Source organism: Streptomyces avidinii (genome assembly GCF_014650695.1).
Classification (GTDB): domain Bacteria; phylum Actinomycetota; class Actinomycetes; order Streptomycetales; family Streptomycetaceae; genus Streptomyces; species Streptomyces avidinii.
The window spans coordinates 385,626-399,861 of the sequence record NZ_BMVL01000007.1 but is presented as its reverse complement, the minus strand read 5'-3'; the positions used below and the strand labels follow the sequence as shown (position 1 = coordinate 399,861).

At 73.1% G+C, this 14,236-nt stretch carries 15 protein-coding genes; 7 read left to right on the top strand and 8 right to left on the bottom strand.

What is annotated here, in order from left to right; genetic code table 11:
- Nucleotides 1-123 precede the first annotated feature (123 nt).
- The 3 genes from IE257_RS21020 to IE257_RS21010 all read left to right on the top strand — a co-directional run bounded on the left by IE257_RS21020 (nucleotide 124) and on the right by IE257_RS21010 (nucleotide 3,928).
- Nucleotides 124-1,989: a serine/threonine-protein kinase gene (locus IE257_RS21020; RefSeq protein ID WP_189970787.1), complete on the top strand. Its 1,866-nt coding sequence runs from the start codon at nucleotides 124-126 to the stop codon at nucleotides 1,987-1,989.
- Between the two features lie 78 nt (nucleotides 1,990-2,067).
- Nucleotides 2,068-3,267 (top strand): cyclic dehypoxanthinyl futalosine synthase, encoded by a 1,200-nt coding sequence (gene mqnC, locus IE257_RS21015; RefSeq protein ID WP_033224154.1) that lies wholly within the window; start codon nucleotides 2,068-2,070, stop codon nucleotides 3,265-3,267.
- A 16-nt stretch (nucleotides 3,268-3,283) separates the two neighbouring features.
- Nucleotides 3,284-3,928 (top strand): imidazolonepropionase-like domain-containing protein, encoded by a 645-nt coding sequence (locus IE257_RS21010; protein WP_189970785.1) that lies wholly within the window; start codon nucleotides 3,284-3,286, stop codon nucleotides 3,926-3,928.
- Here the strand turns inward: IE257_RS21010 and IE257_RS21005 are convergent.
- On the bottom strand, nucleotides 3,894-4,346 hold the full coding sequence (locus tag IE257_RS21005) for a LuxR C-terminal-related transcriptional regulator (protein ID WP_209468416.1): 453 nt from the start codon (nucleotides 4,344-4,346) through the stop codon (nucleotides 3,894-3,896). The two genes, IE257_RS21010 and IE257_RS21005, sit on opposite strands and share 35 nt — an antisense overlap.
- A 46-nt stretch (nucleotides 4,347-4,392) precedes the next feature.
- On the bottom strand, nucleotides 4,393-5,292 hold the full coding sequence (locus tag IE257_RS21000; RefSeq protein WP_189970782.1) for a DUF3152 domain-containing protein: 900 nt from the start codon (nucleotides 5,290-5,292) through the stop codon (nucleotides 4,393-4,395).
- Nucleotides 5,293-5,558: 266 nt separating this feature from the next.
- Between IE257_RS21000 and IE257_RS20995 the strand changes: the two genes are divergently transcribed.
- Together IE257_RS20995 and IE257_RS20990 are read left to right on the top strand one after the other, a co-directional pair.
- Nucleotides 5,559-6,251 (top strand): demethylmenaquinone methyltransferase, encoded by a 693-nt coding sequence (locus IE257_RS20995; RefSeq protein ID WP_189970780.1) that lies wholly within the window; start codon nucleotides 5,559-5,561, stop codon nucleotides 6,249-6,251.
- A gap of 38 nt (nucleotides 6,252-6,289) precedes the next feature.
- Nucleotides 6,290-7,186 carry a glutaminase gene (locus IE257_RS20990; RefSeq protein ID WP_245385410.1) on the top strand — a complete coding sequence of 299 codons (897 nt, stop codon included), beginning with the start codon at nucleotides 6,290-6,292 and terminating at the stop codon, nucleotides 7,184-7,186.
- A gap of 63 nt (nucleotides 7,187-7,249) precedes the next feature.
- Here the strand turns inward: IE257_RS20990 and IE257_RS20985 are convergent, their stop codons facing one another.
- On the bottom strand, nucleotides 7,250-7,768 hold the full coding sequence (locus IE257_RS20985) for a GNAT family N-acetyltransferase (RefSeq protein ID WP_189970776.1): 519 nt from the start codon (nucleotides 7,766-7,768) through the stop codon (nucleotides 7,250-7,252).
- Between the two features lie 97 nt (nucleotides 7,769-7,865).
- Here IE257_RS20985 and IE257_RS20980 point away from each other — a divergent pair, with 97 nt between their 5' ends.
- Nucleotides 7,866-9,149, top strand: coding sequence for a geranylgeranyl reductase family protein (locus tag IE257_RS20980; protein ID WP_189970774.1), 1,284 nt, complete (start codon nucleotides 7,866-7,868; stop codon nucleotides 9,147-9,149).
- A gap of 46 nt (nucleotides 9,150-9,195) precedes the next feature.
- Here the strand turns inward: IE257_RS20980 and IE257_RS20975 are convergent, their stop codons facing one another.
- The 5 genes from IE257_RS20975 to IE257_RS20955 form a co-directional block, all read right to left on the bottom strand.
- Nucleotides 9,196-9,495, bottom strand: coding sequence for a hypothetical protein (locus IE257_RS20975; protein WP_189970773.1), 300 nt, complete (start codon nucleotides 9,493-9,495; stop codon nucleotides 9,196-9,198).
- 67 nt (nucleotides 9,496-9,562) lie between these two features.
- The gene (locus tag IE257_RS20970) at nucleotides 9,563-10,798 is read right to left on the bottom strand and encodes an ABC transporter permease (protein ID WP_229920541.1); all 1,236 of its coding nucleotides are present in this window, start codon (nucleotides 10,796-10,798) and stop codon (nucleotides 9,563-9,565) included.
- Nucleotides 10,795-11,517, bottom strand: coding sequence for an ABC transporter ATP-binding protein (locus tag IE257_RS20965; protein WP_229920540.1), 723 nt, complete (start codon nucleotides 11,515-11,517; stop codon nucleotides 10,795-10,797). Before IE257_RS20965 ends, IE257_RS20970 begins: the two co-directional genes overlap by 4 nt.
- Nucleotides 11,514-13,097 carry a peptidoglycan-binding protein gene (locus IE257_RS20960; protein WP_229920539.1) on the bottom strand — a complete coding sequence of 528 codons (1,584 nt, stop codon included), beginning with the start codon at nucleotides 13,095-13,097 and terminating at the stop codon, nucleotides 11,514-11,516. Before IE257_RS20960 ends, IE257_RS20965 begins: the two co-directional genes overlap by 4 nt.
- Nucleotides 13,094-13,468: a hypothetical protein gene (locus IE257_RS20955; RefSeq protein ID WP_189970769.1), complete on the bottom strand. Its 375-nt coding sequence runs from the start codon at nucleotides 13,466-13,468 to the stop codon at nucleotides 13,094-13,096. The genes IE257_RS20960 and IE257_RS20955 overlap by 4 nt, the downstream gene beginning before the upstream one ends.
- Nucleotides 13,469-13,802: 334 nt before the next feature.
- On the opposite strand from IE257_RS20955, the gene IE257_RS20950 reads away from it, so the two are divergent.
- The gene (locus IE257_RS20950) at nucleotides 13,803-14,213 is read left to right on the top strand and encodes a hypothetical protein (RefSeq protein WP_189970767.1); all 411 of its coding nucleotides are present in this window, start codon (nucleotides 13,803-13,805) and stop codon (nucleotides 14,211-14,213) included.
- The last annotated feature ends 23 nt before the right edge of the window (nucleotides 14,214-14,236 follow it).

Sequence of the window (14,236 nt, the reverse complement as noted above, 5' to 3'; positions counted from 1 at the left end):
CGCGGCGGAAATGCAAAAGGGTGACCGTGCACCTTCCCCCGCCCCACCCGGCACCCCACTAGGCTGCTGCTGCTCGGCCGGGCGGCACAAGGCGCCCGGGAACACGGGGAATTGGGGGACGCGATGCAGCCGCTCGAAGCCGGGGAACCGCGGACCATCGGCGCGTACCGGCTGCTGGGCCGACTCGGCGCGGGTGGCATGGGCCGGGTCTACCTGGGGCGCAGCGCCGGCGGCCGGACCGTCGCCGTCAAGATCGTGCACCCCCACTTCGCCACCGACGAGGAGTTCCGGGCCCGGTTCCGGCGCGAGGTCGAGGCGGCCCGCCGGGTGGGCGGCGAGTGGACCGCGCCCGTGCTGGACGCGGACCCCGACGCCCCCGTGCCGTGGGTGGCCACCGGATACGTCGCCGGACCCTCCTTGGACCGTGCGCTGGCCGGCCACGGGCCGCTCCCCGAGGCCTCGGTACGGGCCATCGGCGCGGGGCTGGCCCGCGCCCTGGTGGCCGTGCACGGCCTGGGTCTCGTACACCGTGACGTGAAGCCGTCGAACGTGATGCTCACCCTCGACGGGCCGCGGCTGATCGACTTCGGGATCGCGCGGGCCACGGACGGCACCGCCTCGCTCACCTCCACCGGGGTCTCCGTCGGCTCACCCGGCTACATGTCACCCGAGCAGATCCTCGGCAAGGGGATCACCGGGGCGGCCGACGTGTTCTCGCTCGGCGCGGTCATGGCCTTCGCGGCGACCGGGCGGCCGCCCTTCACCGGGGACAACTCGGCCACCCTCCTCTACAAGGTGGTGCACGAGCCGCCCGAGCTCGGTGCGCTCCCGGCCGGGGAGCTGCGCGACCTGATCGAGGCCTGCCTGGCCAAGACGGCCGCGGAGCGCCCCGCCCCCGAGGCGGTCGCGGCGGCCCTCGGTGGCGCGCTGGGCGTCCCGGGCTGGCTTCCCGGGCCGCTGGTGGAGGAGGCCAGCCGGGCCGCGGTGGCGCTGCTGGACCTGGACGCGGACACCCCCGCGGGCGGATCCGAAGCGTCGGCGGGCGGGGGCTTCGGGACGTCCCGCACGCCGTACGCGGACGGCCCGTCCGGGCCGGTGCCGTTCACGGCCGCCTCGTACGGCGGTCCCGCCGGGGGCGGCTTCGGTCCGCCCGACCCTGCCTACCGCAGCGCAGTCCCGGGCGCCGGCTCGCCGTACGGCGCCGCCGGGGGCGGCTCCGGCTCCGCCGGTACGGGCGCCGCGGTGGCCGGGGCTCCGACCGCGGGCTCGGCCGGCGGAGCCGGTCCGTACGGAACCCCCGGCCCGGGAACCGGCGGTGGGGGGCTGCCCGGGCAGCGGACCGACCCGGAGGGTACGGGGCGGCAGGTCACCGTCCGGGCGGCCGGGCGCCGGTTCAGCTGCACCGTGGTCCTGGCCGCGGCGGCCGTACTGGCGGTGCTGTCCGGCGGGCTGTACTGGCTGGACGTCCTGCCCGGCCAGGGCACCGAGGAGCGGGACCTGGCCGACGGCGGACCGCGGACCTCCGCCTCCGCGCCCGCCCCCGCGGCATCGGCCTCCTCGGCCCCGAACCCGACCGGGACCGCGGGCCCGAAGCCGACCGGGAGCCCGGCCGCGCCCAAGGGAACCCGCGAGGACGTGCCCAAGGAGCTCGTCGGCACCTGGAAGGGCACGGTCACCACCGCCCGCCTCGGCCTGTCCTCGGAGTTCGAGATCACCATCAGGGCGGGCCGGGTCGGTGAGGTCGTCGGCCGGGACAAGTCGGTCCTGGCCGTCCTGGGCACCGACTGCAGCGGCGACTGGAAGCTCTCCTCCGCCACCGACCGCTCGCTGGTCCTGGACACCTCGGGCGGCCCCAACCCGGCTCCCGGGGTCTGCTCCGACGGCTCCGCCGACGAGCGCTTCAGCCTCAACGCCGACGGGACGCTGCACTACAGGTCGGGCGATACCCCGGCCGGAAACCCCGAGGGCGACCTCAGGCGCAGCCCCTGAAATGCGCCGGGTGGCCCTGGCGTAGGCTGGATCGGTCCGGACCTTGACACAGACACACCGCCGAAAGGTGACTCACCGGTGACCGACCAGGCCGTTCTCCAGTCTGTCCTCGACCGCGCCGCCGCGGGGGGCCGGATCACCAAGGAAGAGGCGCTCGACCTCTACCGCCACGCGCCGCTGCACGCGCTCGGCCAGGCGGCCGACGCCGTGCGCCGCCGCCGCTACGCCGGTACCGAGCACATCGCGACGTACATCATCGAGCGGAACATCAACTACACCAACGTGTGCGTCACGGCGTGCAAGTTCTGTGCCTTCTACGCGGCCCCCAAGGACGCGAAGAAGGGCTGGTCCCGCGACCTCGACGACATCCTGCGCCGCTGCGCGGAGACCGTCGAGCTCGGTGGTACGCAGATCATGTTCCAGGGCGGGCACCACCCGGACTACGGCGTCGAGTACTACGAGCACCACTTCTCCGCCATCAAGAAGGACTTCCCGCAGCTGGTCATCCACTCCCTCGGCGCGTCCGAGGTCGAGCACATGGCCCGCATCTCGGGCGTCTCGGCGGAGGAGGCCATCCAGCGCATCCACGCGGCCGGCCTCGACTCCTTCGCGGGCGCCGGCGCCGAGCTCCTGCCGGAGCGGCCGCGTACGGCGATCGCCCCGCTCAAGGAGTCCGGCGAGCGCTGGCTGGAGATCATGGAGATCGCCCACAAGTTGGGCGTGGAGTCCACCTCCACGATGCTGATGGGCACCGGCGAGACCAACGCCGAGCGCATCGAGCACATCGCGATGATCCGGGACACCCAGGACCGTACGGGCGGCTTCCGCGCCTTCATCCCGTACACCTACCAGCCCGAGAACAACCGCCTCAAGGGCCGCACCCAGGCGACGATCTTCGAGTACCTGCGCATGATCGCGATCGCGCGCCTCTTCCTCGACAACATCGCCCACATCCAGGGCTCCTGGCTGACCGTCGGCAAGGAGGCGGGCCAGCTGTCGCTGCACTACGGCGCCGACGACCTCGGGTCGATCATGCTGGAGGAGAACGTGGTCTCCTCGGCCGGTGCCAAGCACCGCTCCAACCGCCAGGAGATCATCGACCTGATCCGCAAGGCGGGCCGCACCCCGGCGCAGCGCGCGACCACCTACGAGCACCTGCTCGTGCACGACGACCCGGCGAACGACCCGGTCGACGAGCGGGTGGTCTCGCACATCTCCTCCACCGCCATCGAGGGCGGCACGGCGCACCCCGAGCTGAAGCTCATCTCCACGAACTGACGACGCCCGCCGACCGATGCTGACGCTGCACACCGCCGAACTCCTGGTCCCCGGGCCGGGGTCCGCGCCGCTGCCGGGCGGCGCGGTCCTCGTCGACGGCGACCGGATAGCCCGCGTCGGCCCGTACGAGGAGGTCGCCGCGGGCCACCCGCACGCCCGGACCCGGCGCTGGCCCGGGGTGATCACCCCGGGGCTGGTCGTGCGCGGGGCGGACGAGCTGCTGGAGCGGACGTACTACCCGGACGATCCGTACGAGGTCACCGAGCTCGGCGCCGACCCGATCAGGGGCGAGGCGGCGCTGGAGGCGCTGAAGATGACCGAGCCGCGGTGGGGCAACAGCGCCCGGCGGGGCACGCAGCGGCTCCTGGCCCGCGGGGTGGTGGCGGTCTGCGGCCGCTTCACGATCCCGGCGGTGCGCACGGCGGTGTCCCGGTCCGGGCTCGCCATCCTGGCACCGGTGGCCTACGAGGGGCTGCCCGCGCTGGATCCGTTCGCCGGGCGGGGCGCGGCGGCGGAGGCCTTCCACGGCATTCTGGAGGCGGGGGTTCCGGCGCGCTTCTCGGCCTTCGCGGTGGCGGACGAGGCCGAGCTGCTGGAGCAGGGCGCGACCACGTGCGTGGCCACGGTCATCGGCGGGCGGCTGCTCCACCGCCGTCGCTGAGCCCGGTCCGCGCGCAGGGTCCGGAGCCGGCGGTGCGCAGGGTGTCCTCCCGGGCGAGCGCGGCCAGCAGGCAGGCCTGGAGGCGGCTGATGCCGCCCAGCTTGGCCCGTATGTTCACGACGTGGAACTTGACCGTGCTGACCGAGAGTTGCAGCTCGACGGCGAGTTCCCGGTTGGAGGCGCCGGTGGCCAGGCACAGGAACACCGCCGACTCCTGCTCGGTCAGCTGGGCGTCGGCGGCCCGGTCCGAGGCCGGGCGGTCCGTGGCGGTCGGGTCCGTCAGGGTCCGGTCCGTGGTCGGGCGCTCGGTCGCCGGTCTGTCCCCGCTCGACGCGTCCTCGGGCGGCGCCTGCTCCTGCGCGCCCGGCTCCTCGTACGAGGGAAACCACGCGGGGACGCTGAAGCTGACGACGCGCACGGTTTCTCCTCGCCCCCGGGCGCCCGTCCTTGAGCCGCCTCTCGCCCTATAGGACGGATGGACCGGACAGGTAGGTTCCATTCGAGTCGTACGGCCAGGCGTTGGACTTGCAGCCGAGCAGCCCCTTGATCTGTTGCATCATCGCGGGAGCGGGCTGGCCCGGACCCGGGCACGACTCGTGGCCGCGGCCGAGCTCGTGTCCGACCTCGTGGTTGATGATCAGCGCCCGGTACTCCTCGGGCGAGCCGCTGAACTGCGGCGAACCCTCCTGCCAGCGCTTGAGGTTGACCACGACGGTGTGCCCCGAGCTGCAGTTGGTCTCGCCGATGAGCTCGGGCGTGACCACGTCGCACAGGAGGTCGGTGGTCTTGGGCGTCGCGATCTTGATGGTGAAATCGACCGGCTGGCCCGCCCCGACGAGCTGGAAGCCGTACTTCGGGTCCTTGGTCCAGCCGCGCGGATCCCCGAGGATCGCCTCGACCGAGCGGGCGGCCGACTCCGGGTCGACTCCGCTGCCCTCCTCGACCTCGATCCGCCAGCGGCGTGCGGGCCCCTTGCCCTGCGCGTTGCCTGCGGTGCCGGAGGCCTTGAAGACACCCGGCCGGGCGGCCGTCGCGGAGGGCTGCGGCGAGGGCGAGCCCTTGGGCTGCACCGAGGGCGAGGCGGAGGGCTGGGGGGAGGGGGGCTTCTGGCCGCCCTGCGGGACCGCATTCCCATCGCCGTCGGCGGACTGCGCGTCCGTCGGGTCCGGCTGGGCCGCGGTCCGGCCCGCGGTGGTTTTCGCGCCGTCGTCCCCGGGCATCAGCGTGTACGCGGTCGCCGAGACCACGACCAGTGCCGCCGAGCCGAGGAGGATCGTGCGCCGCAGCCGCTTGCGCCGCTCGGCCCGGCGCTTGGCGCGCGGGCCGCTGCGGCTGGAGCGACCGGTGGAATGGCCTGCCGGCATCGTGAAGCTTTCTGTTCGCGGCGGCCACTGCCGGACCGGCCACGATTCGGGTGCCGTTCCGGTGGGTGACCCTCACCGGGCCGCACCCTGTCAGTCAACGTGTCCGCGGGTGCGCGGCGTAACTGTCCTTCGGAACAGTTTCCGACATCCACCCCCCGGCGGTCACAGCGGGTAGCCGTGGAGCCCCTGCGGCCCGGCGGGGGCGCGGCCTGAGAGGATGGGTGCGTACCCGCCGATCCGCATCGCACACCGAGGGGCGAACGCCAGTGACAAGGGCTTCCCTGGACAAGCAGCCGCACGAAGTCGCCTCCATGTTCGACGGCATCGCGGAGAAATACGACCTCACCAACGACGTCATCTCGCTGGGTCAGGCCCGGATGTGGCGCAAGGAGGTCGCCAAGGCGGTCGGCGCGCGCCCCGGTCACACGGTCCTCGACCTGGCCGCCGGAACCGCGACCTCCTCGCTGCCCTTCGCCGCCACCGGCGCGTACGTGGTCCCCTGCGACTTCTCCCTGGGCATGCTCATGGAGGGCAAGAAGAAGCACTCCTGGCTGCCGCTGACCGCCGGTGACGCGACGAAGCTGCCGTTCAAGGACGACGCCTTCGACACCGTCACGATCTCCTTCGGGCTGCGCAACGTCCAGGACACCGACGCCGCGCTGCGCGAGCTGTACCGGGTGACGAAGCCCGGCGGGCAGGTCATCATCTGCGAGTTCTCGCAGCCCACCTGGGCGCCGTTCCGGACGGTCTACATGGAGTACCTGATGCGCGCGCTGCCGCCGGTGGCCCGCACGGTGGTGTCCGACCCCGACCCGTACGTCTACCTCGCCGAGTCCATCCGCGAATGGCCGGACCAGCCGGCGCTGGCCGCCCTGCTGCAGAAGGCCGGCTGGTCCAAGGTGGCCTGGCGCAACCTCAGCGGCGGCATCGTCGCGCTGCACCGGGGCACCAAGGGCTGACTGCCGTGCCGGACGTCGCGCCCACGGATTACGGGCCCCTGCTGGAGCGGATCGCGGCCGACATCGCCCCGTTGAGGGGCAGTGGCACCCCGGCCGAGTACATCCCCGCGCTCGCCGCCGTGGACCCGCGGCAGTTCGGGATGGCCATCGCCGACCTCGACGGCAACGTCTTCGGGGTCGGGGACTGGCAGGTTCCCTTCTCCGCGCAGTCCATCACCAAGGTCTTCGCGCTGGCCCTGGCCCTGGCCGAGGGCGGCGACAGCCTGTGGGAGCGGGTCGGCCGGGAGCCCTCCGGCAACCCGTTCAACTCGCTCGTGCAGCTGGAGTACGAAAACGGCATTCCACGCAATCCATTCATCAACGCGGGCGCCCTCGTGGTGACCGACCGGCTCCAGACGCTGACGGGCGACGCGAGCAGCGAACTGCTGGAGTTCCTGCGGCAGGAGAGCCGGAACCCGGACATAGGCTTCGACGCCGAGGTCGCGGCCTCCGAGCAGGAGCACGGCGACCGCAACGCCGCCGTCGCCCACTTCATGGCCTCGTACGGGAACATCGACAACCCGGTGCCCGCGCTGCTGGAGCACTACTTCTGGCAGTGCTCCATCGAGATGAGCTGCGCCGACCTGGCCCGTGCCGGGCGCTTCCTGGCGCGGCACGGGCTCCGGGCGGACGGCTCGCGGCTGCTGACGCGCAGCGAGGCCAAGCAGATCAACGCGGTGATGCTGACCTGCGGGACGTACGACGCGGCGGGCGAGTTCGCGTACCGCGTCGGCCTGCCGGGCAAGAGCGGCGTCGGCGGGGGCATCGTCGCGGTCGTCCCGGGCCAGTGCGTCCTCGCGGTGTGGAGCCCGGGCCTGGACGCCCGGGGCAACTCGGTGGCGGGCGTGGCGGCACTGGACCGGTTCACGACCCTGACGGGCCTGTCCGTGTTCTAGGCCGTCTCGGGCCGCCCCCCGAGAACCGGAGTCGCCGCAGGACACGGACCGCTCCCTTCCGTTCTACAGTGCGAGTTCGTAGCGGCGGGCGCGGTTGCCCGCCGGGGTGGTGAACTCCTCGGCCAGCACCATGCACAGGCGTTCCGCGACCGCCACCGAGCGGTCGTTGCGGGCGTCGATCATCGCGACCACCCGGGTCAGGCCGGCCGCCCGGACCCGTTCCAGCGTGGCCAGCGCAGCGGCGTACGCGTAGCCCTGGCCCCACGCGGAGCGGCCCAGCCGCCAGCCGATCTCGATCTCGCCGACCGGCCCCCACCCCTTCTCCCGGGGCCACGGCTGGGCGCCGGTGAAGCCGATCACCGCGCCCTGCCCGTCGAGCAGGGTCCACAGGCAGTAGCCGAGCTGGGCGTCGTGCATGCGCTGGCGCGCGGTGATCTCCTCGTACGCGGACAGTTCCGCGGGACCGCCGAGGAACTCCATGACGTCGGGGTCGGCGAAGACCGAGTGCCAGGCGTGCGCGTCCTCGTCCGTGGGCACGCGGAGCTGTACGGCGGGAAGTGGCCGGGTCTGCGAGGTGGTCATCGGAGGCACCCTTCGGATCGTGATCTCTCTCGCTGCATAGACTGCACATGTCCGGTGCCGCCTGGCACCCTTTATCGAGCCTTCGGGAGACCCCGCAGTGACCGAGCTCCTCTCCGAACACTCCGCGGACGTGATCGTCGTCGGGGCCGGGCCCGCCGGCTCGACCACCGCCTACTACCTCGCCAAGGCCGGATTGGACGTCCTGCTGCTGGAGAAGACGGCGTTCCCGCGCGAGAAGGTCTGCGGCGACGGCCTGACCCCGCGCGCCACCAAGCAGCTGGTGGCGATGGGCATCGACATCTCCGAAGAGGCCGGCTGGCTGCGGAACAAGGGTCTGCGGATCATCGGCGGCGGGCAGCGGCTCCAGCTGGACTGGCCGGAACTCGCCTCCTACCCGGACTACGGACTCGTCCGCAAGCGCGACGACTTCGACGAGACCCTGGCCCGCCAGGCGCAGAAGGCCGGCGCCCGGCTGTACGAGCGCTGCACCGTCGGCGAGCCCGTGCGCGACGCGCGCACCGGCCACATCACCGGCGTGCAGGCGAAGCTGGGCGAGGAGAAGACCCCGGTCACCTTCCACGCCCCGCTGGTCGTCGCCGCCGACGGCAACTCCTCCCGGCTGTCCCTGGCGATGGGGCTGCACCGGCGCGAGGACCGCCCGATGGGCGTGGCCGTACGGACGTACTTCACCTCGCCGCGGCACGACGACGACTACCTGGAGTCCTGGCTGGAGCTGTGGGACCGGCGCGGCGCGCAGGACCGGCTGCTGCCCGGCTACGGCTGGATCTTCGGCATGGGCGACGGCACCTCCAACGTCGGCCTCGGCATCCTGAACTCCTCCTCCGCCTTCAAGGAGCTGGACTGGCGCGAGGTCCTGAAGGCCTGGTGCGCCTCGATGCCCGCGGACTGGGGCTACACCCCCGAGAACATGACGCAGCCGATCCGCGGCGCGGCCCTGCCGATGGCCTTCAACCGGCAGCCGCACTACACCAAGGGCCTGCTACTGGTCGGCGACGCGGGCGGGCTCGTCAACCCGTTCAACGGCGAGGGCATCGCCTACGCCATGGAGTCGGGCCGGATCGCGGCCGACGTCATCGTGCAGGCCCAGGCCCGCGCCACCCCGGCGCAGCGCGAACTGGCGCTGCACAACTACCCGAAGGTGCTCAAGGAGACCTACGGCGGCTACTACACGCTGGGCCGCGCCTTCGTGAAGCTGATCGGCAACCCGAAGGTCATGAAGATCGCCGCCCAGCGCGGCCTGACCCACCCGGTGCTGATGCGGTTCACCCTGAAGATGCTGGCCAACCTGACCGACCCGACGGGCGGCGACGCGATGGACCGCATCATCAACGGCCTCTCGAAGGTGGCCCCGAAGGCCTGAGCCGGATGACGGCGGGCGGCGTCCTGATGGGCGCCGGCCCGCCCGGTCAGCCGTCCGTACCGGTGTCCGCCGGGGCCCCCGCTCCGGCTTCCGGGCCCGAAGGGGCAGGGGCCTCCGGGCTGCCGTGGACGGTACGCACGCACCGTGCCAGCAGGACCAGGCCGCACAGCAGCAGGACTCCCGAGGCGGTCCAGCCCAGCCCCAGCGTGAGCGGGTGGCCGGGCTTGTGCCAGGGGCGGGCGGTGGTCAGCAGCCAGCCGCCGACGGCCAGCAGACCGAGGCCGAGCGCCGCCGGGACCGCGGTGGGGTCACCGGCGCCGTGGGACTCGTACGACTTCGGGTTCACGGGACCACCACCTCCTGGGGACGGTCGGGCGCACTGGCGCCCGTTGTCTTCCCCGTTGTCTTCCCCGCTATCTTCGCAGGGCCTCGGCCGGTTCGACACGGGCCGCCCGCCAGGCGGGATAGAGGCCGGCGAGCAGCCCGGTGACCAGGCCGGTGAGCGGGGCCGCGGCCACGGTGACCGGGTGGATCACCGGGGTCCAGTCCCGGACGAGGCAGACCCCGACCACGGTCATTTCGCCCAGCGAGGTCCCGACCAGGCCGCCGAGCGCTCCGAGGGCCGCGGACTCGGTGAGGAACTGGGCCGAGACGTGCCGCCCCCGGGCGCCGAGCGCCCGCCGCAGCCCGATCTCGCCGGTCCGTTCCAGTACGGCGACCAGGGTGGTGTTCGCGATCCCGACCGCACCGATGACCAGGCAGATCCCGGCCAGCAGCAGGAAGAGCGCGCTCAGGTCGGCGGTGACACCGGAGCGCAGCATCCGCGGATCGGGTGGCGGGACGGCCTTGAGGTACTCGGGGTGGTCGGGGCGCAGCGCGAGCGGGGCCAGGTCGGCGACCTGCCGGGCGGCGCCGAGTTCGGTGGCGATCAGCACGCTCGCGGCTCCGGGCGCCGGCGGCCCCCAGAGCTGCTCGGCGGTGGCGCGCGGCACGAGGACCGACATCAGGTGCTCGGGCCGGCGTTCGAGGTCGGCGACGATCCCCGCCACGGTGAAGGGCTCCTGGCCGATGTACAGGGCGGGCCGGGTGGCCAGGGTGGTGATCCCGAGGCGGGCGGCGAGCCCGCTGCCGATGACGACCACGCGCTCGTGGCCGCGCTCGGCGAAGTCGTCGTAGAGCCGTCCCTGCTGGAGGGTGGGTACGAGGGCGGCGACGGCCCCGGGGGAGGCGGCGACGACGGCCGTGCCGGTGGCGGGGTCGCCGGCCCCGGACGGCAGCGGGCCGACCGTGGTCCGGGAGTCGAGCCGCACCGTCCACAGCACCCCGGCGTGCTCGATCCCGGCGACGGCGCGCAGCCGCTGCTCGGCATCGGCGGGGAAGCCGGGCCCGGCGAACTCGTTCTGCTGGGCGGCGACGTCCTCGACGCTGACCTCGGTGGCGGTCAGGACGTTGAACCGGCCGTCGATCTGGGCGGAGATGGTGGCGGTGAGGCCGAGGACGGCGACGAAACTGCCGACGCCGAGGACGGTGCCGAGGGCGGTGAGCACGGCCCGGCCGGGGCGGCGCAGCATGCCGGCGACCGCCTCGGCCAGGGCGTCGCGTACGGACAGCCGGGTCGGTGCGACGGCACTCGGCGGCGTGGCGCTCACGGGTGGAGCCGTCCGTCGCGGATGGTGACGGTCCGGTGCCCGCGCCGGGCCACCTCGGGGTCGTGCGTGATGACGAGGACGGTCATCCCGGCCCCGTGCAGGTCGTCCAGCAGCCCGAGGACGGACGCGGCGTTGGCGGAGTCGAGATTGCCGGTGGGTTCGTCGCACAGCAGCAGCGAGGGGCGCCCGACCAGGGCGCGGGCGATGGCCACCCGCTGGCGCTCGCCGCCCGACAGCCGGCCGGGCACGGCGCCGGTCCGGTGTCCGAGACCGACCTGGTCCAGAGCCGCGCGGGCACGTACGAGGCGCTGGGCGCGGGGGATGCCGGTGTAGAGCATGGCGAGGGCGACGTTCTCCAGGGCGGACCGGTGGGGCAGCAGGTGGAAGGACTGGAAGACGAAGCCGATCCGGCGGCCGCGCAGGGCGGTGCGCTCCCGGTCGGGGAGTGCGGCGGTGTCGATCCCGTCGAGGAGGTACCGGCCGCTGGTGGGGGAGTCGAGCAGCCCGGCGACGTTGAGGAAGGTGGACTTCCCTGAGCCGGAAGGGCCGACGACGGTGATGAACTCGCCGCGCCGGACGGTCAGGTCGCAGGGGTGCAGGGCCTCGACGGGCGGCGGCCCGGGGTAGGTGAGACCGACCCCGCGGAGTTCGATCACGGGGCTGTCGCCTTCGTCGGACGGCTGCGGGTCCTGCCTCGACTGCCGCCGCAGGAGCCTCACTGGGACTTCCCCGGGGTCTTCCGCGGCGCGGCGCCGATCACCACTCTGGTCCCGGCGGCCAGTGCGCCCGGCCGGGCCGGGGTGACGGCCACGTAGCCGTCGCCGCTGGTGCCGGTGCGCACCTCGACGCGCCGCTGGATGCCTTCGGCGGACACGGCGGTGACGACCGTACGCCCGTCCGTGCCCGCCGAGACGGCGGTGACCGGGACGACGAGGGCCGCGCCGTCGGTGGCCGCGGACTCGATGGTCAGCCGGACGTCCTGCCCGGCGAAGCCGGCGGGCAGCGGCTGGTCGGCGCGGACCACCATCCGGTAGCCGAGGTCGGCGCCGCCCCCGCCGCCCCCACCGCCCTTGGAGTCCTGGCCCTGGCCCTGGCCCTGCTGCGGGAGCCCGCCGGCGGGCTGTGCGGCGGTCCGCTCGGTGGCGACGAGCGCCACCTTGCCACGGGCATCGGTGCCGGAGACCTCGGAGGAGATCACCACGGCCATGCCGGCACGCAGCAGCTGCCGCTTGTCATCCTTGAGGTAGGCCTCCACGACGAGTTCCCCGGCGGAGAGCGTGAGCACCGGCCCGGAGACGGGGGAGCCCGCGCGGGCGCCGACGGAACTGACGCGGGCCGGGAAGGAACCCAGGAACACGGTCTCGGCGGCGGGCAGCATCGGCCCGTCCGCGGCCTCGGCCGCCGCGAGCGCGGCCCGGGCCTCGCCGAGCGCCTCCCGGGCCCGCGCCAGCTCCCGGCCGGAGCCGGAGCCCGGTCCGGTGCCGGTGCCGGAGCCCGTGCCGGTGCCGGAGCCCGCGGCGGGGCTCGGGGTGGCCGTCGCCCCGCCCTTGCCGGATCCGGGCTCCGCGGACGCGCCGACCGGGCCGCTCGCGTCCTCCACGGCCCAGGTCGCGGACCGTACGGCCTCCCGCGCCGACTTGAGCGCCGCGCCCCCGTCGGCGACCGCGGGCAGCGGCTCGTACCCGATGGCCCGGTAGCGGGCCGCGAGCGCGGCCTTCGTACCGGCCCCGAAGACGCCCTTCGCGTCGGTGCCGGTGCCGTGCCCGAGCTCGCGCAGCGCCTGCTGCAGCTGCGTCACGTCGTCGCCGGTGGCCCCGGGCCTCAGATCGCGGTACATCGGCTGCGCGCCGTGCAGGGTGAACACGGGCCGCCCGGACACCTCGGCGATCAGCCGCCCCGCCGCGACCGGGTCCCCGGCCTTCAGCGGAAGTTTGGTCACCACCGCGGCCCCCGTGCCCTCACCGGAGCGCATGCCCTGCGGGGACACGGCGACGCTCTGGTCGGCGGTCACGGTCCCGCGCATCACCACGGTCCGGGCGAGCACCCGCCGCTCGACCTCGGCGATCAGGGCCCCCTGTGCGGGCGGCCCGGTCTCCGCGGCCACCTGCGCCGGGGACTTCACCAGGGCGGTGGCCAGCAGTCCGCCGACCGCCATCAGCGCGGCCCCGCCGACGACCGCGAGCACCACGCGCCGGCCGCGCGCCGGCCCGCCGCGATCGCCGCAGTGGTCGTCGGGAGCCTCGGGGGCCTCGGGGGACAGGGCCTCGGTGTGCTCCACGACCTGCTCCGGTTCGCTCATCTCTCCGGCCGGCACTTCTTCAACGCGTCGATGTGGTCGCGCTTGAGGGCGGTCCACTGCTCGGGAGTGCCCCTGCGCTCGTCGATCTGGGCGGTGACCGGGTCCGGGTCGGGGTACCAGGAGACGCCCTCGGCCCGCAGGCACGCGGACTCCTTCTGCGCGGCGGTCACCTGCGCGGGATCGGCAGGCTGGGGTTTCGCCGGGGGCGGCAGCAGTGGCTCGCAGGCCTTGTGCGCCTCCTCGTTCCAGGGCTTCGACTTGTCGACGCGCGGAGCCCCGTAATCCGTATAAACAATCGCCACACCCTGCTTCTTCAGGCAATCGTGGTAGGCGATTTCCTCCGCCGTGGGCGGCGGACTGTCACTTGCCACAGGTTCTCCGTCTCCGCCGCCACATCCCGTCAGAGAAATGCACAGGACGAGCAGGGCGGTCAAATACCTTGCATGCACGACGGGTTCCCTTGAGGCGGTAGGAGTGGATTTTGCGCATCCGTTTCAGGGTGGGGGAGGTGCGCGCCGCCAGATAGTAGATAGCTGTGCCCTGCGGGGGCAAGTTACCTGTCGGACAACAGAAATGACTGTCCATCAGCTGAGAAAAGACTTGTTCTGGCGCAAAGGTTCGCTGTTGAATCCCCGCCGGGCGGAAAGGCGTGAACCGCCCTGCCCGACACACTCCGACTTTCACCCGAAGAGCGAGGCAAGAGTGATGGACAACGCAATGCGCAAGCTGGCGTCCGGCTGCGCCGCGGCCGTTTCGGTCGGTGCCATTCTGCTGGGAACTGCGGGCCCCGCGGCCGCCTGGGCGCGCGACGGAAATCTGGAGAACCAGGAGTTCGGGCTTTACTACTGGCAGAACCAATCGGGCTGTGTCTTCGACCTGGTGACGAATGACCTGAACTTCAGCGACGACAAGTACCAGGGGTCCTGCTCGGCCAGCGGCTCCTGGATCAACGACACCACCGAGTCGTACCGGAACCGGGACATCTACGCCTGGAAGGTCGGTACCGACAAGGACTTGGGCGGCAACGTCGGAGAGATCCCGTCGAACTACGCGGGCAACGCCTCGGACAAGTTCAAGAACAAGATCAGCTCGGCCAAGTACACCCTCCACCCGTAATCCGGATCCGGCAGAAGGAGCTC

Bases quoted from the DNA above. Each gene is read 5' to 3' on its own strand.
- IE257_RS21010 (WP_189970785.1), top strand. From the start codon at position 3,284: ATGCTGACGCTGCACACCGCCGAACTCCTGGTCCCCGGGCCGGGGTCC.
- IE257_RS20950 (WP_189970767.1), top strand. From the start codon at position 13,803: ATGGACAACGCAATGCGCAAGCTGGCGTCCGGCTGCGCCGCGGCCGTT.
- IE257_RS21020 (WP_189970787.1), top strand. From the start codon at position 124: ATGCAGCCGCTCGAAGCCGGGGAACCGCGGACCATCGGCGCGTACCGG.
- IE257_RS20960 (WP_229920539.1), bottom strand. From the start codon at position 13,097: ATGAGCGAACCGGAGCAGGTCGTGGAGCACACCGAGGCCCTGTCCCCC.
- IE257_RS21000 (WP_189970782.1), bottom strand. From the start codon at position 5,292: ATGCCGGCAGGCCATTCCACCGGTCGCTCCAGCCGCAGCGGCCCGCGC.
- IE257_RS20985 (WP_189970776.1), bottom strand. From the start codon at position 7,768: ATGACCACCTCGCAGACCCGGCCACTTCCCGCCGTACAGCTCCGCGTG.